Consider the following 17156-nt stretch of genomic DNA (forward strand, 5'->3'; position numbering starts at 1 on the left):
TCAAAGGCGGACGCTCCTGCCGGAGGGGCGACAACATCGGCCTGGCGGCCGATGGGCGCGGGCACGGGGTTGATTTTTACCAACGCTGGCACCACTCACTTGCCGCACCCACCGTTCTCACCCGTGCGCGACCGTCACCTCCAAACCACAGTCGGCCACCTTCACTGAGGGCCGGCTCACCTGGATCCGCCCATTCGCTCGTACCAATGCCTCCCCCAGCGCCACCCCACCCCGTCCTGAAGGTGCCCGAGAAAGAGGTGATTGGCCTGGTCAGGCCACCGACGATGGGGGCAGATTTCACCTGTTGGTGGTTCCCTGGTCGACGGTCGGGCTTAGCGTCGGACGAGGCGATCATCGATGCGGAGGAATGCATGTCTGCTGGGAACGTGAGTCGGCGCAACCTGCTGCGGGCTGGTGGGGTCCTGACGGCTGGGGCGGCGGTGAACCTGCTGCCGGGTGTCGCGTTCGCGGACGCCGCGTCCGGGACGACGCAGACGCGTACGGTCAACGGCTCGTTCGCGGCCGGCAACCCGGATTTCTACTATCTTCCCGTCCAGGTGCCGCATGGCGTGAACCAGATCGACGTCGTCTACTCGTACGACCGCCCGACCGTGCCAGCCGGGACGCGGGGCAATGCCTGTGACATCGGCATGTTCGGGCCGGAGGGCATCCAACTGGGCAACCAGCGTGGTTTCCGCGGCTGGTCCGGCGGTTTCCGGGACCGGTTCACGATCTCCGCGTCGGACGCGACGCCGGCCTACATCGCGGGGCCGATCACCCCAGGCACCTGGCACGTCATCCTCGGGCCGTACACGATCGCCCCGCAGGGGCTGAACTACCAGGTCGAGATCACGCTGACGTACGGGCCGCAGGGCAAGTCGTTCCACCCGAATCCGGCGCCGACCACCGCGCCCAAGAAGCAGCGCGGCAAGTCCTGGTATCGCGGTGACTCGCACCTGCACACTGTCTACTCCGACGGCAGACGTACGCCTGATCAGCTGGTCGCAGCGGCCCGTGCGGCCAACCTCGACTTCATCGTGTCGACCGACCACAACACGCACAGTTCGCAGCTGATCTGGGGCAACTACGCCACCGACGACCTGCTGATCCTGAACGGCGAGGAGATCACTACCCGGTCCGGGCACTGGCCGGCGATCGGCATTCCGGCTGGTACGTGGCTTGACTGGCGCTATCGCGCATCCGACCCCGCGGACTTTCGGCGGTTCGTGGACCAGACGCACCGGGCCGGCGGGCTGGTGACCGCCGCGCATCCGTTCGCGAACTGTTTCGGGTGCACTTTCGAGTTCAACTACGACCTGGCCGACCTGATGGAGGTCTGGAACGGGCCGTGGACCGCGGACGACGACGCCACCGTCACGCACTGGGACGGGCTGCTGCGTACCGGCCGGTGGATTCCGGCGATCGGCGACTCCGACGCGCACAACCCGGAGCACATCGTCGGGCTGCCGCATACCGTCGTGCAGGCGGACAGCCTGGAGCGCAAGGCGTTGCTGCGTGGCCTGAAGGCGGGCCGGTCGTGGCTGGCCGAGTCGTCCGCGGTGACCCTCGACTTCACCGCGACCGGCGGCGGCCACGCAGCCGGGATCGGCGGCCGGGTGCCGGTGGACACTGGTACGCCAGTGACGGTCAGCGTCACCGTCGGCGGGGTTCCCGGCACCACCATCACGCTCTTCGACCAGCTCGGCCCGGAACAGTCCGTGCCAGTCCCGGCCGCCGGCAGCGCGACCCTCACGTGGACCACCTACCCGCGCTACTCCCGGTGGGTACGAGCCGAGGTCCGGCGCGCCGCCGGCAGCCCGAACACCACCCAGCCGAACGCGATGGTCGCGATGACCAACCCGATCTTCCTCGGCGAGAGCTGATCACCGACGCCCGGCAGCGGCCCCTCCTGCGCCAAGAAATGGTCACCGGAATACCTGCTTATGACCGCGGGAACTGGGGCCGTCCAGCGAGGTGGCATGCTGGTTTGCTGTGGGAACTTCACGGGGATACGAGAAGAAATCGGCGGTCATTGCGGCCGGCTTTGTGCTGCTATTAGGCGCGATAGCAGCCTGTTCCGCGCCCACCCCTCAGCAACCATCGGCCGCGAGCACGGCTGCCGCGCCGGTCCCGGGCGCCGCACCGACCATCCCGGTGACGGCGAGCGTGCCGGGCGCGGTAACGCCTGGCGGCCTACCGGAAGTGGTGTCGCAGGGCTCGCCGGCCGGCAACCGGATCGCGCTCACCTTCGACTCGAACATGACCGCCGGCATGCTCGCCAAACTCGCCCGCAACCCGAAGATCTCGTACGCGAACACCCGCGTCCTGGACGTGCTCGACCGGGACAACGCGCCGGCCACGTTCTTCCTCGCGAGCCTGTGGGTGCAGCAGTATCCGGCGGTCACCAGGCGCATCGCGGCGGACTCCCGATTCGAGATCGCCAGCCATTCGTACACGCACCGCGGTTTCACCAAGACGTGTTACGACCTGGGCACCTTGCCGCCCAACCAGATGGCCGCCGACGTCGAGCGGTCCTTCGACATTCTCAAGCCGTACGGCGGCCACCAGACCCGGTATTTCCGTTTTCCCGGCGGTTGTTACGACAAAACCGCACTGGAGTCGATCGCGGCCGCCGGCTGCACGGTCATCCAATACAGTGTGGTCGCGGACGATCCCTTCAACCACAACATAAATTCAATCGAGAACAACGTGCTGTCCAAGGCGAAACCGGGCGCGATCGTGGTCATGCACATCACCGAGGCGAACGCACCTGACACCGACAAAGCCTTGCCGGCGATCATCGCGGGGCTGCGCAAGCGTGGCCTGCAGCTGGTCACGCTTTCGGATCTGCTGAGCCAGAAATAGCTATTCGACGGCACTGAAAACGGACCAGGCGGCGGCCCGTACGTCCCCGTCGGGGTGCCGCCGCAACCAGCGCAGCGACGAACGCGTTGGCTGCGGCCAACCGATCCGCTCCCCGACGGATTTCAGCAGTTCCACCGCGATGAGGCCGCCAGCGAGATCACCGCGGCTGGTCAGCTGGTGCACCGCGAGCAACACCCGTCCGTTGTCGATTCGGGAGTTCTCCAGAACCGCTCCGATCTCGGCGACGGCGCGAGCCACCAGCAACGGGCGACCGGCCGCCACCTCGGCGATGTCCAGCAAGCTCCCGGTGCAACTTTCGTCGTCGAACCGGGTATCCATCGCCAACAGCCGGACCGCCAACCAGGCGAACTCCTGGTCCGTGCGCAAATCCCGCGCCGCGGTCCGCAGCACGCCCTCCGGGTAGGACCAGTCGTGCGCCGGATCTCGCAACTGCTCGGCGATCTCGGCGAGCCGCTGCCGGGCCGGCGCGTCCCGGTCCCGTTCCGCGTCGATGTCCTTGCCGGTCGCGGTGACCAGGTCGTTGATCAGCGACGGCAACAAAAACTCGTTACTGGCGGCCAAACCGCCGCCAATTAACGGGAAGACCGCCCGCGGCCACTGCGGGCAGTCCAGGTCGGCGACGATGCTGGCCAGTTCCGCGGCCACCTCGGGAGCGGCGTTGCTCCACTTCGCCAAATGATCACAGGCTTCTCCGGCGACTTGGGCGTCCGGATGACGGGCCAGCCCGGTGAGCAGCCGCGCGAACCGCCCACGATGGCGTGGCGGCACCTGGTCCGGACCGGTTTTCAGCAGTCGTACGGCCGCATCGGGCGACTCCGCGAGCGAAGCCTCCAGCACCTGCCAGGCCCGCCCGTCGTCCAGAAACGCGATCAACGCCACCGCGATGGCGGTCTTCACGTCCCGGTGCTGGTTTCGCCGCTGCCACGCCTCGGTCAGCGTCGCCAGCGCGTCCGGGCCCCGGTGCCGGGCGATCAACCGGGCGGCTTCCTTGCGCGCGGTCACTTTGGGCGCGCTCTGCAACAAGTCGGCCAGGAGCGTGGACAACGACTCGGGTGGCACCCAGCGAGCCAACCGGCCCAGCACCGGCCCGGCCACTGCCGCCTGGTCACCGTCCATGCGCTCGACCAGCAGGCGGATGGCGGCGGCCGGTTTGCGCGAGCGTACGAGACCGGCCAACGCGGCGTTCGCCACCTGGGCCACCTCGTGGTTGAGCAACTGCGGAACGTCCGGTTCGCTGCCCACGGACAGGCAAACGCGTGCGTACGCGACCCGCCACTGCACCCGCGGCGCGGCGATTTCCAAGTCCACGGTCGCGAGCAGTCGGGCGTATGAACGCTGTTGGTTGGTCGTCCACCGCTGCGCGGCCTCGGCCGCGATGGGCACCCAGTTTCGTTCCGTGATGCCTAAAATACCGCTCAACGGCTGGCCGGCCAGCACCTCGCCAAGCAGGTCCGGCCGGTGCAGGGCCAGCTGGTCGAAGAACGACGGCCGGCCGTGCGCGGCTGGCACGGCGAGCGCCGACCGGTCCCAGTCGAGCAGTTTTTCCAGCCAGTGGGCACGATTGTTCGGCGAGGTCAGCAGCCACTGGACCGCCCGCTGGCACATTTCCCGCTGACCAACGCCCAGCACTCGTTCCACCAGTGCTGGCAGGCCGGTCACCTGCCAGCCGCGATCCCCCAACGCCTCCGCGAAACTCAGCACCGGCACGGCGTCATCACCATCCAGCGAGGCGACGAATGACTCCCGCGCCAGGTCAAAAATCAGCTGCACCCGGTCGGCCGGCAACAGGTGCAGTTCCGAGCGCTCGGTCAGGGCGGCGACGGCGATTCGGCTGGTCGCGGTTTCCGCCGCCCAGCGGAGCAATCGCTGGCCGCGGTCCGGATGAGCGGCCAGCAGCCGGATCGCCAGCCGTACCAACTGCTGCCAGGTCGGACCGGACAAGTCCCGGGCGTTGACCGCGCTATCCCGGATCTTGGTCAGCCCGTCGACCGCGGCTGTGGTGAACATCCGCAACGGCACCAACCCGAGTGCGCTCACCACCCATCGCCTGACCCGGTCCTGCTCAGTCCCGAGCCGGTCAAGATTATCCAGGGCGTCCGCGAAAACATGCGGATCGCCGGTGCGTCCGGCGGAGCGGATCAGCAGCCAGTAGCCGAGCATCCGTTGGTCGACATCCCAAGCCGATGTCAACGGCCCCAGTTTTCGTCGCGCTTCGGGAAAAGGCAGGTACGCGTGCAGTCGCGCGGTCAAGTCGGCATCGGCTCTTACACCCCGCAGCCGCAACATCCGGCGCACCTCGAGCTGGCGGCGCTCGCGGGGGAGCAGATCGAGCACGGACTCCGAGAGCACCGCGGTCGCCGGCTCCGTACCAGCCATCACCCCGTCCACAATGGATGGTCGGCGGCCCGGCGCGACCGCTCGGATGATTTCCAGCACCCGCCTGGAAATATCGCGGTCACCGCCGTCGGCGGCATGTACGGCTCGGCCGACGGCGATGACGTGTCGATCGTCCAGCGCGGCGATCCGGTCGGCTTGTGAGCGGGTCAGCCAGCGATCACCGCGATACCATCCGATCCGGCCCTGCCCGGTCAGCAGCCGGACCACGCCGTCGGCATCGGCGCCAAGGAGACCACCCAGCCGGGCCATGACCACCGGTGGCACCCGGCCGACCAGCCGGCTTTCCAGCACCCGTACGAAAAGTGCCGGCCGGTGGTCGACCAGCGCGGCGATCAGCTGATCGCGACCGGTCCACCAGCGCTGGCGGCCGGTGTCGTCGAGGTCGTCCAGCTCGGCGATCGCGTAGCTCAGCACCGCGTCGGGATGCTGCCGGGCCAGCGCACTCCAGCCGCCCATCGCATAGCCGAGCCGCGGCAGCCAGTCGGCCACCGCCGCCGCACTCGCCGCCGGCAGCACGGCCGCCCCTTCCCGATCGCCCCAACGGGCTCGCACGTCCGGCAGCAGCTGGTCCGCCAGCGCGGTTCGGCGGCCACGGCGCAACTCCTGGTAGACCGCGCGATGCTGGGCCATGGGCAACTGCGGCAGCAACTCGGCGAGTTGCGTGTCAGTGATCAGCGGCAAGGCTTTGGCCAGCGCATATCGCGCCACCACCGGGTCCTGGTCGCGGGCCGCCCAGGCCAGTTGGTCGACCGCCCCGGCGGCCGCCGCGAGACTGGCCGCAAGCAACCGCTCGTACCTTCCACTGAGGCCTCTGAGCTCGACAATCAGCCCGATGAGCTCGGCTTTGTCAAGGCCACGCCCGATGGCCAAGATCCGCCGCTGCCGCTCACCGAAGGGCAGCGGCTCCCACTCGGCCAGCAGGTCCGTCCCGCGGCTCACCGGCGAACGCCGATCACGCCGCCGGCCAGGCGTCGGCGAGCAGCTGCCGAGTGTCCGAGAGCAGCTGCGGAAGCACCCGGGTGTGGCCGATGACCGGCATGAAGTTGGTGTCGCCGCCCCACCGCGGCACCACGTGCTGGTGGAGGTGCTCGGCGATGCCGGCGCCGGCCACGGTGCCCTGGTTCATCCCGATATTGAAGCCGTGCGGCTTGCTGACCGCCCGGATGACCCGCATCGCGGTCCGGGTGAAGTCGGCCAGCTCGGCCACCTCGCCGTCAGTCAGGTCGGTGTAGTCGGGGACATGCCGATAGGGCACCGCCATCAGGTGACCGGGGTTGTACGGGTAGAGGTTAAGGACTGCGTAGACGAGTTTGCCCCTGGCCAGCACCAATCCGTCCGCGTCCGGCAACTCCGGCACCGCACAGAACGGGCAGTCGTTGCCGCGATCGGGCCCCGACACGTACGCCAGCCGATGCGGCGTCCACATTCGCTGGAACGGGTCCGGCTCGCCCACCCCGGCCTGCTCGGTCGGCTCCGGCCCTTGTCCCGTTCCCATCCCCCGATCCTACGGGCGCCGCGCCCCCACCTCCCGACGCCGGGTCCACTCCCGGCCACCAGCTAGGTCGCAAAACTGTCGGTCCCCCGGCAGATCCTCAATTTGGGGGCGCCTGAATCTGGTCAGCCACCTTTTCGGTTGGACCGGCCGCGAAATAGTGCCCATCAGTCGCACCCTGCGTCCGCTTCGCGTAAGCAGCGACGGTCCAGTCACTGCAGCCTCAGTTCTGATCAGCGCTCAGATCCGCACCACCGAACACGCAGCGATCGTACGCAGGGTGACTTCGGTGATTCGTGAATGTCGAGTTACGTGCGCCGAGCCTGGATTCACCGCAATACCGCCGAGAATCTCCGTCGCTCACGAGAAACGACAAACCCACGCCCCGCAGTCACCTTCGGTGGTGGCCGCGAATCTGTGGACGGATTTCCGCGCTGTGGACAACCGGGAAACGCCGCTCAAGGCAGGTTATATTGGTCTTCATGACAGAGCTTTACATCGCGACCGATGTCGAGGCGGACGGGCCGATTCCGGGGCCATACAGCATGATTTCGCTGGGCATGTCCGTGGCCGGCCGGCCGGACCTGAGTTTCTACACCGAGATCAAGCCGATCTCGGACGATTTCGTGCCGGCCGCGCTGGCGGTTTCCGGGCTGGACCGGGATCGGTTGGTTCGCGAGGCGCCCACCGCGCAGGAGGCGATGGCGGCGGTGGACGGGTGGATCGAGGGGCTGCGTACGATCGGCCGGCCGGTTTTCCTGGCCGCGCCGGCGGTGTTCGACGGCATGTTCGTGCATTGGTATTTTCACCGTTTCGTTGGCAAAAGCCCGTTCGGTGGCAGCGGCGCCGGCATCGACCTGCGCAGCTATTGGATGGGCATGAACGCGTGCGACTGGTCCGGTACGCATAAGAGTGTCATCAAAAAGAAACTGAGCCTCACCGGACTTCCGCATACCCATCACGCCGCCGAGGACGCGGCCGAGTTGGCACAGGTTTTCACCGCATTGCTGGAAAGGAACAAGGATCAATGAGTGGCGGGCTGTCCGCGCTCCGGCTTGACCGGATGCATAAGGTTTTGGCCGGGCACATCGAACGCGGGTACGCGCCAGGGCTGGCGACGCTGGTCAGTCGGCGCGGCGAGGTGCATGTCGACACGATCGGCAGCAAGGCGTTCGGCGGCACCGACCCGATCCGGCGAGACACGATTTTTCGGATCGCATCGTTGACCAAACCCCTCGCGGCCGCGGCCGCGATGATCCTGGTCGAGGAATGCGCGCTGCGATTGGACGAGCCGGTCGACCGACTGCTGCCGGAGCTGGCCGACCGTCGAGTGCTGCGGTCGTTGGAAAGTCCGGTCGATGACACCGTGCCGGCGAACCGGCCGATCACCATACGCGACCTGCTGACCTTCCGGTCCGGACTGGGCACCATTTTTGGTCCCCCAGAACGATATCCGATCGTAAGAGACATCGTGGACAAGGACATCGCGGGCTTTCGGCCGGGAGTGGCCGGCCGGCTCTCGCAAGACTGGCTGGACGCGGTCGGCACCCTGCCGCTGATCCACCAGCCCGGCGAAGGATGGACCTACAACGTCAGCGCGACCCTGCTCGGCATCTTGATCGCCCGCGCCGCCGGGACATCACTGGAAGCGGTCCTGCGCGAGCGCCTCTTCGAACCGCTGGGCATGAAGGACACCAGTTTCAGTGTGCCGACGGAAAAACTCGACCGGCTGGCGACCGCGTACGGTGGACCACCCGACGCCGAGCCGAGCGTCATCGACGACACCGCCACCCTCGGCAAGCCGCCCGTCCTCGCGGACGCCGGCGGCGGCCTGGTGTCGACGCTCGACGACTACCACGCTTTTGGCCAGATGATGGCAAACCACGGGCGCTGTCCCAGCGGGCGGCTGCTGTCCCGACCGTCGGTGCAGCTGATGACCACCGACCAGCTGACCGACTCTCAGAAAGCGAACGCCGTTTTCGTTCCTGGCTGGTGGGAAAGCCACGGCTGGGGTTTCGGCCTCTCCATCGCCACCAAGCGCACCGACCTGGCCGGCGGGCCTGGCCGATTCGGCTGGGACGGCGGCTCCGGCACCTCGTGGTATTACGATCCGGTCGAGGAACTCACCGGGATTCTGTTAACCCAGCGGCAGACTTTCCCGCCGAGGTCGCCGGTCTGGCAGGACTTCTGGACCTCGGCGTACGCCGCCATCGACGACTGAGCGTCTTTAAAGCGGAACCTCGTCGGGCACCCGGTGCCCGACGAGGTTCCGCATTTTTAAGAGAGTTAGGAAACTCAGACCTGTTTGCGGGTTTTCACCGCGTCCACGATCTCGGCGACCGCGTCGTCGATGGAGATGCCGTTCTTCTGCGTGCCGTCGCGGTAGCGGAAGCTGATCGCGTCCTTGCTGACATCGTCGTCGCCGGCGATCAGCATGTAAGGCACCTTCTGCTTCTGGGCCGTCCGGATCTTCTTCTGCATCCGGTCGTCCGAGCTGTCCACCTCGATCCGGATCCGGTGCTCGCGCAGCTTCGCGGCCACCTTCTCCAAGTGCTCGACGTGCGCGTCCGACACCGGGATGCCAACCACCTGGACGGGCGACAGCCAGGGCGGGAAGGCGCCCGCGTAGTGCTCCAGCAGGACACCGAAGAAGCGTTCGATAGAGCCAAAAAGCGCCCGGTGGATCATCACCGGCTGCTGCCGGGTGCCGTCCGCGGCCTGGTATTCCAACTCAAATCGCTTGGGCTGGTTGAAATCGAGCTGGATGGTCGACATCTGCCACGTACGACCGAGGGCGTCCTTCGCCTGCACCGAGATTTTCGGACCATAGAAAGCCGCGCCACCCGGGTCCGGAACCAGCTCCAGCCCGGAATCCAGAGCGGCCTGCCGCAGGGTTTCGGTCGCCTCTTCCCATTCCTCGTCGGAGCCGAGGAATTTCGGTCCCTCACCGCGGGTCGACAACTCCAGGTAGAAGTCGTCGAGGCCGTAGTCGCGCAGCAGATCCAGCACGAAAGCGAGCAGGCTGCGCAACTCGCCGGGCATCTGCTCTTGGGTGCAGTAAATATGCGAGTCGTCCATCGTCAGCCCACGCACCCGGGTGAGGCCGTGTACGACGCCGGACTTCTCGTACCGGTAGACCGTGCCGAATTCGAACAGCCGCAACGGAAGTTCCCGATACGACCGGCCACGGGACTGGAAGACCAGGTTGTGCATCGGGCAGTTCATGGACTTCAGGAAATATTCCGCGCCCTCGAGGTCCATCGGCGGGAACATGGTGTCTTCGTAGTACGGCAGGTGGCCGGAGGTCTCGAAAAGGTGCCGTTTGGTGATGTGCGGGGTGTTCACGAACTCGTAGCCGGAGTCCTCGTGCCGTTCGCGCGAGTAGTTTTCCAGCTCCCGCCGGACAATCCCGCCACGCGGGTGGAAGATCGGCAACCCGGAGCCGATCTCGTCCGGGAACGAGAACAGATCCAGCTCGGTGCCGAGCTTGCGGTGGTCGCGTTTCTCGGCCTCCACCAGCATCGCCAAATAGGCCTTCTGCGCGTCCCGGCTTTCCCAAGCGGTGCCGTAAATCCGCTGCAGCTGCGGGTTCTTCTCGCTGCCCCGCCAGTACGCGGCCGCCGATCGCATCAGCTTGAAGGCCGCAATATGTTTGGTGGACGGCAGGTGCGGACCGCGGCAAAGGTCGCCCCACACCCGGTCGCCGGTCTTACGGTCGAGGTTGTCGTACGCGGTGAGCTCTCCCCCGCCGACCTCCATCACCTCGGAGGTGTCCACATCGGACTTGAGGTCAACCAACTCGAGTTTGTACGGCTCGGCGGCCAACTCGGCCTTCGCCTCGGCCAGCGACCCGTACGCCCGGCGGTGGAACCGCTGGCCGGCCTTGACGATGTCGCCCATCTTCTTCTCGATGGCGGTGAGGTCTTCCGGGGTGAACGGCTTGGGCACGTCGAAGTCGTAGTAGAAGCCGTCCCGGATCGGCGGGCCGATGCCGAGCCGAGCCTCGGCGTACAGCTGCTGCACGGCCTGCGCCATCACATGCGCGGTCGAGTGCCGGAGCACCGCGCGGCCGTCGTCGGTGTCAATCGCCACCGGCTCGACCTGCGCATCCGCCTCTGGCGCCCATTCCAGGTCGCGCAGCCTGCCGTCCACGTCCCGTACGACCACGATCGCCTTCGGACCGGAGTTGGGCAGTCCAGCCGCCTCGACCGCCGCGGCCGCCGTCGTGCCGGCCGGCACCACGAGGGTGGTGGACACGGCTGGACGTACGGGTACGGACACGGCGAACTCCCTGATGTCGGCGGTGTTACCAGCACCAACGATGCTATCGGGGCCGCCGGCCCGGCTCCTCTTCGGGCTTTGTGCGATTGGCACGGGTCAGAGCATCGTCGCCGCGGCAACGACGAGCACGAAGGCCACGACGATGATCGCGACGCGGGCGAAGTGGAGCAGATCCCAGCGCTGCTGCTGCTCCCGCCAGTCGTCGGGATGACTTTCCGCGGTCCACGTGATTGAGCGCTTGCTGATCGGCACGAGCAAGACGACGGACATGACGACGCTGATGGCTAGCAAGACCGCGGCGACGAGTGCGGCGGCGGCGCTCGGCGTGCCCCATGTGACAGCCGTGAGGGCGGCGATGAGGATCAGGGAACCGACGTACCAGATGGGCATCGCGCGCCCCAACATGCGCGCACCGTCAGCTCGCGCGACGAGCGACGCGCCGAACGGCAGGCGCAACATGATCGGGTTGATGACAAAGGCGACCGCGAACTCGACGCCGACCATGAGGCCAAAGACGGATGCGGCGGTGACAGCGAGAACGAATGCCATGAAGAGCTCCTCTCTTAGTTAGCAACGCTAGAAACTCTAGCACTGATAGGATGATAGTGGTTGCTTAGACCACCCGAGGAGAGCTGATGGCAGAACAGACGGCGCGTCAGCAGCGCAGCGACGAGCGACACCGTCGCATTCTCGCTGCTGCGCGGAAACGTGCCGATGCCGATGGGTGGGCAGCTGTGACAACTCGACATCTAGCCGATGCCATCGGATACACGCAGCCCGTGCTCTATGGCCACTTTCCCGGCGGAAAGTCGGAGATCATGCTGGCGGTCGCGCTGGAGGGCTTCGTCGATCTGACCCGACAGTGTCGTGCGGCACTCGGCCGCAAGCGCGGACGGCGTGCCATCGAGGCCGTCGCCGTCGCCTATCTGGACTTCGGCCGAGAGCATCCCGCTGTGTACGAGGCCATGTTCCAACAGCCAATCGACGCACGATTCGCCAGTGACGACACCGAATCCGAGCTTCGCGCCGGGTTCGACGCACTGGCGGAAGCGATCGGCGACAACGGCGACGGCACCGTGACCGAAGTGTTCTGGGCCGCCTTGCACGGCCTCAGCCTGCTGGAACGCGCCGGCCGGATGCGCGCGGAACACCGCTCGTACCGGATAGCCGAACTCGGCGTCCGTTTCGCGGCGGATCCGCCCCAGTAGTTGGGCTGCGCTCGCTACGACAACCCGCCGGCACTTTCCGCGCAGCCGTCGTCCGCAACGCGGTCGGACAGGCCTAACCCAGGCGGGCCGCCCGGCGCAGGATGGCTGGGGACAGTCGAGACAGCAGCCGCGCCACCTTGGCCTCCGGCGTCACCGGCACCACCGCGCGGCCATGCCAGACAGCCCGGACGATCTCCTTCGCCACGCCCTCAGGGCCGAAATTCCGCCGCGCGTACGCACGGGACACCCGCTCCCGCTGTTTGTCCTGATCCGCCGCCGAAACCCCGGAAAACGTACTGGTCTTGGTGATGTTCGTGTTGACCACGCCGGGGCAGATCGCCGAAACACCAATGCCATGTGTGACCAGTTCGGCCCGCAGACAGTCCGACAGCATGAAAACAGCGGCTTTGCTGGTCGCGTACGCGGCGAGGATCTTGGACGGCAGGTACGCGGCGGCCGATGACACGTTGACGATGTGCCCGCCCTCGCCGCGGTCGGCCATCAGCGCGCCAAAAGCCTGGCAACCGTAGATAACGCCCCAAAGATTGACATCCAGCACGCGCTGCCATTCCGCGGTGGTGGTCTGCAGGAACGTCCCCGAATGACCGATGCCGGCATTGTTGACCAGCACGTCCGGCACGCCGTGGGTGGCCGCGACCTCGGTGGCCCATTCCTGGACGGCCTTCTCGTCGGCCACATTCACCTCGTACGCGTGCGCCGGCGGGCCGACCAGCCCGGCCAGCAACGCGGTCCGTTCGGCCGCTTCGAGATCGATGTCACCGACGACGACTTTCGCGCCCACACCGGCGAAAGCCAGCGCGGTGGCCCGACCGATGCCACTGCCGGCGCCGGTCACCACCACGACCTGGCCGTCGAAGGCACGCTTTTTCGGACCACCGACCCGGGCTCGCCGCAGTTCCGGCGCGGCCGGCGCGCCCTCGATGTGGTCCACCAGCTCGGCGACCATCCGGGCCACCGCCGGCGCGTGCGTCAGCGGTGCCCAGTGCCGGGCCGCGAGGGATCGCCGCCACAGCTGCGATACGTGCCTTTCCAGCCCTTCAGCCAAAGCCGCGGTGACGTAGTGGTCGCCGGTTGGGCTGATGACCTGCACCGGCACCTCGGTACTGCGGGGCCGCGGATTCTGCAGCCGAGGGCGCATGTTGGCCCGATAAAGCGAGATGCCGCGAATCGCGTCACTAGACAGCGTCGCAGCCGGATGCCCAGCGGTCGTCTTCACGCCTTCCAAGGTCCGCAGGACTTTGCCCCAACGAGCGGAAAGTCCGAGTCGCCACACGAGCGGCGCGAGGGCCGGGAGGTGGAAAGCGACGATATACCAGGAATGCAGCTGCTGGGTCGCCAGCTGGCGGAGGTGGTGGGGAGTCGGGTTGCTCAGCCGATAGCGAATCCATTCGCCGACGTGATCCAGGCAGGGCCCGGAAATCGACGTGTACGACGCGATCCGCCGATGCGCGTCGGGCTCGGTCACCGCCTCCCACGATTGGATCGAACCCCAGTCATGGGCGACAACGTGGACGGGCTTGTCGGGACTGACCGCGTCGGCGACAGCGAAGAAATCTCTCGCCAGCTGGTCCAGTTGGTAGCCGCCGCGGCCTTGGGGCGGCTCAGAGGCGCCGGCGCCGCGTACGTCATAGGTGACGACGTGGAATCGCTCGGACAGCTCGCTGACCACCCCGTCCCATACCGCGTGGGTGTCTGGATATCCGTGTACGAGAAGGACAGTTGGCTTCGTACGGTCCCCTGACTCCCAGACCGCCAGCCGGACGTCACCCGACACCACCGTGCTCGACTCAGCCCTCACGCCGCACCTTCCCTCACATCGATCAACTGCGGGCTCATCTCGGCCCACCGGCGCACATGCGGCAGGTCATCATCCAGCCAGTAGGCGGGGTTGTCCGGATCGTCGGTGACGACCAGGAGTTCCTCGAATTTGATCCCCACATCACCGAAACCAATGTGCGGCTCGACCGCCCACAGCCCCGGTGTCGGGGTGTGCCGGGACGACCGCCCGTCGGCCCACAGTGGCGAACGTCCGTGCAACCGCTCGGAAATCAACTCACGGCCCAGCGTTTGGATCGTTCGTACGCCAAAACCGGCGAACGTCACGCCCTGCGGGCCGGCCGCTTTGATCCGGGTGACCTGGTGGCCGATGACCCGACCCGGATAAACCCGATGGCGGTTGTCGTAGCCGTGTTTGACGATCAGTGCGTCCACGTCGGCGTAGATGTCGTTCAACGGCTGGCGGTTGCGTACACTCTCCAGGATCAGCGAACGATATTCGCTCAGGTCCCGGAAAAGTTGGTCCCAGATCGGGTTCGCGCCGACCCGACCGCCATAGCCGATGTCCGCGGTGTAGCCGTCCAGCACCGGCGCGCAGTCCAGCACGAAAGGCATGCCCTCACGGAGTTTGCGCCCGCTGGCGAAGAAATCCAGCGGGCTGCGAAAGTGCCGAAAAGCCGTCCGGTCCCCGAACCACGCGAACGGCACATGGAAGAAATCCTGGACGCCACCGGCGATCAGCTCGTGCTTGAGTTTGCCGGCCGCCTGCCGCTCAGTGACGCCGGGCTCCAGCCAGTCAGCGACCTTCTGCGCACATGCGTACGCGAGCTGTTGCGCCTCTCGAAAACGCTCGATATCGCGCTCGCTGTAGTCGAATGCCATCACAGGTCCACCACCAAATTCTCGCCGCGCGACACGCAGATCAACATCTCGCCAGCGGCTCGTTGCGCGTCGGTCAGCCGGCGGTCCCGGTGATCGATCGCGCCGGAAAGGACTTTCACCTTACAAGTCCCGCAAAAACCTTGTTGGCACGAATACGCGACGGCTGGCCGTACGTCCCGGATCGCGGCCAACACCGAGCGGTCGGCCGGCACCGACACCACCTGGCCGCTGCGGCGCAGCTCAACCTCCAGCGGCTGGCCGTCGATCACCGGCGGAGCCGCGAACCGCTCGAAATGCAGCTGCCTGGCGCCGGTGTCGGCGAATCCGGCGCGTACGAGCGAAAGCAACGGCGCCGGCCCGCAGCAGTAGATGCTGCCACCGGCCACCGCGGACTTCAGCACATCGTCGGCGACCGGCAGGCCGTATTCGTCGTCAGGACGGACAAAAACCCGAGTGGCGTCAAGATTTTCCAACTCCGCAAGGAATGGCATGGAGTCGCGAGATCGTCCGGCGTACACCATCCGCCAGTCCAGCCCGCGCCGAGCGGCTTCCCAGGCCATCGACAGCATCGGCGTGATGCCGATGCCGCCGGCAACCAGCAGCACGGATTCCGCGGCAACGAAAGGAAACGCGTTGCGCGGACCGCGTACGGTCAGCATGCTTCCAGGTTGCAGCTGATGAATTTCGACCGAGCCACCGCCGCCGGACGGCAGCCGGCGGACCGCGATGCGGTACGAGGAACGGTCCGCCGGGTCGCCGCAAAGCGAATACTGCCGACGCAGACCGGACGGCAACACCACGTCGAGATGGCAGCCGGGCTGCCAGGCCGGCAACGGGCCGCCGTGCGTACGCGCCAACCGCAGGCTGACCACGTCCTCGGCCTCCACCGTCCGGGACTCGACCCGTAGTCGCAGGTCAGCGGCTGTCCCACCGGATGCTGGCCGGCCGCTGCTGAGGAACCGAAGCCCCCGCATGTAGCGGTCGGTGAAGCCGGTCATGAAGGCGAGGAACTGGTCCGGCGGCATCCGGTCCGGGATCGTGGCGGTCGGATCCATCGCGGTCAGTGCGCGGCCCGGGCGGCCTGCGACGACGCCAGATACGCCACTGCCTGACTGGTCGAATACTCCTGGCTGGGATGGAATTTCGGCTTCAGATAAGTCAGTGCGGCGCCACCGAGCTCACGTGGGCGAGGCAACAACCCGCGTTTGCCGGCTCGGCGCAGGGCCCGCCAACCAATCTTGCGTTTACGGTCAGGAGCGGGCAGACCTCTCAGTTCCGGGTCGTTCGCGATCATGAAACGCGTGCCACGCAACCAGATCACGCCCATCAGCGGCGCCACCACGATCATCGCGCGGGCGCGTCGCATATATCGACGGTCAAGATGGCGCGCCAGGTCGTACGCCACCGCGCGGTGCTCGACCTCCTCGGCGGCGTGCCAGCGCAGCAGATCGAGCATGGTCGGATCAATGCCGGCCTCATCCAAAGCCTTCGCATTGAGCATCCAGTGACCCATGTGCGCGGTGAAGTGCTCGATCGCCGCCACGATCGCGACCCGCTCCAGCAGATACTGCTCGGCGGCCTTGCCGCTCAGACCCTCCCGGTCACCCAGCATCCGGCGGAAGATCCACTCGGCGCGCTGGGTGAACGGCCGCGGGTCCAGGCCCTTCGCCAGCAGGTGGTCAAGCACCTCGCTGTGCGCCTCCGCGTGCACGGCCTCCTGGCCGATGAACCCGAGCACCTGCTCGCGCAGCGTGTCGTCGTGGATCCGCGGCACGACCTCCTGGAAGAGCCGGACGAACCAACGCTCGCCCTCAGGCAGCAGCAGATGCAGCACATTCATCACGTGAGTGGCCATCGGCTCGTCCGGCACCCAGTGCATCGGCAGCTCTGACCAGTCGAAATGCACGTCCCGAGGCTGCAGGACCAGATTCTGTGGCGCGATGTCGTCGTGCTCGTACGCAGTCACGGTGGTCGCCTCCAGCCGTCACCCGAGGATTATCTGGTACTCAGTGTTGCATGCATTCTTAACTTACTCAAGAGTAGATAACCCTGATAGAAATTTCGGCAAACCTATCGACCGGCATGTGACTCATGGGTAAGGTCCCGCACCAGAGCATGTGACGCCCACCACTGTCGCGCAACACCAAGAGCATCGAGGGGTCGCCCGTGGTCGCACCGCCGTCGCTGGCACGCGGGCCGCTGGCGAGCGCCGC

The 17156-nt window shown here is 66.8% G+C and carries 13 protein-coding genes; 5 read left to right on the forward strand and 8 right to left on the reverse strand.

All coding sequences use genetic code 11. The features are described from left to right. Positions 1–371 precede the first annotated feature (371 nt). Both ABD301_RS06620 and ABD301_RS06625 read left to right on the forward strand, forming a co-directional pair. A complete protein-coding gene (locus tag ABD301_RS06620) occupies positions 372–1883 on the forward strand; it encodes a CehA/McbA family metallohydrolase (RefSeq protein WP_163570278.1) in 1512 nt (503 codons plus the stop codon). A gap of 109 nt (positions 1884–1992) precedes the next feature. Then, entirely contained in the window at positions 1993–2865 is an 873-nt protein-coding gene (locus tag ABD301_RS06625) for a polysaccharide deacetylase family protein (RefSeq protein ID WP_344308115.1), read from the forward strand. Here the strand turns inward: ABD301_RS06625 and ABD301_RS06630 are convergent, their stop codons facing one another. Then, complete coding sequence (locus tag ABD301_RS06630) at positions 2866–6222, reverse strand: HEAT repeat domain-containing protein (protein ID WP_344308117.1); 3357 nt, start codon at positions 6220–6222, stop codon at positions 2866–2868. It lies immediately after the preceding gene. Positions 6223–6235: 13 nt separating this feature from the next. Further along, positions 6236–6778, reverse strand: a complete 543-nt coding sequence (locus tag ABD301_RS06635; RefSeq protein WP_344308119.1) for an HIT family protein — start codon at positions 6776–6778, stop codon at positions 6236–6238. Between the two features lie 479 nt (positions 6779–7257). On the opposite strand from ABD301_RS06635, the gene ABD301_RS06640 reads away from it, so the two are divergent. Then, positions 7258–7806 (forward strand): 3'-5' exonuclease, encoded by a 549-nt coding sequence (locus ABD301_RS06640; RefSeq protein WP_344308121.1) that lies wholly within the window; start codon positions 7258–7260, stop codon positions 7804–7806. Next, positions 7803–8996 (forward strand): serine hydrolase domain-containing protein, encoded by a 1194-nt coding sequence (locus tag ABD301_RS06645; protein WP_344308123.1) that lies wholly within the window; start codon positions 7803–7805, stop codon positions 8994–8996. Before ABD301_RS06640 ends, ABD301_RS06645 begins: the two co-directional genes overlap by 4 nt. A gap of 74 nt (positions 8997–9070) precedes the next feature. On the opposite strand, the gene thrS is transcribed toward ABD301_RS06645, so the two are convergent. Further along, positions 9071–11056: a threonine--tRNA ligase gene (gene thrS, locus ABD301_RS06650; RefSeq protein ID WP_344308125.1), complete on the reverse strand. Its 1986-nt coding sequence runs from the start codon at positions 11054–11056 to the stop codon at positions 9071–9073. 96 nt (positions 11057–11152) lie between these two features. Beyond that, positions 11153–11605 (reverse strand): anthrone oxygenase family protein, encoded by a 453-nt coding sequence (locus ABD301_RS06655; protein ID WP_344308127.1) that lies wholly within the window; start codon positions 11603–11605, stop codon positions 11153–11155. 86 nt (positions 11606–11691) lie between these two features. Here ABD301_RS06655 and ABD301_RS06660 point away from each other — a divergent pair, with 86 nt between their 5' ends. Next, a complete protein-coding gene (locus ABD301_RS06660; RefSeq protein ID WP_163570268.1) occupies positions 11692–12264 on the forward strand; it encodes a WHG domain-containing protein in 573 nt (190 codons plus the stop codon). 73 nt (positions 12265–12337) lie between these two features. On the opposite strand, the gene ABD301_RS06665 is transcribed toward ABD301_RS06660, so the two are convergent. The 4 genes from ABD301_RS06665 to ABD301_RS06680 are packed head-to-tail and all read right to left on the reverse strand — an operon-like array spanning position 12338 to position 16909. Further along, positions 12338–14083, reverse strand: coding sequence for an SDR family oxidoreductase (locus ABD301_RS06665; RefSeq protein WP_344308129.1), 1746 nt, complete (start codon positions 14081–14083; stop codon positions 12338–12340). Next, on the reverse strand, positions 14080–14943 hold the full coding sequence (locus tag ABD301_RS06670; RefSeq protein ID WP_344308131.1) for a M24 family metallopeptidase: 864 nt from the start codon (positions 14941–14943) through the stop codon (positions 14080–14082). The genes ABD301_RS06665 and ABD301_RS06670 overlap by 4 nt, the downstream gene beginning before the upstream one ends. Further along, entirely contained in the window at positions 14943–15998 is a 1056-nt protein-coding gene (locus ABD301_RS06675) for a PDR/VanB family oxidoreductase (protein WP_163570267.1), read from the reverse strand. Before ABD301_RS06675 ends, ABD301_RS06670 begins: the two co-directional genes overlap by 1 nt. A 5-nt stretch (positions 15999–16003) precedes the next feature. Beyond that, entirely contained in the window at positions 16004–16909 is a 906-nt protein-coding gene (locus ABD301_RS06680; protein WP_344308134.1) for a metal-dependent hydrolase, read from the reverse strand. Positions 16910–17156 lie beyond the last annotated feature (247 nt).

Source organism: Fodinicola feengrottensis, from assembly GCF_039530045.1.
In the GTDB taxonomy this organism is placed as follows: domain Bacteria; phylum Actinomycetota; class Actinomycetes; order Mycobacteriales; family HKI-0501; genus Fodinicola; species Fodinicola feengrottensis.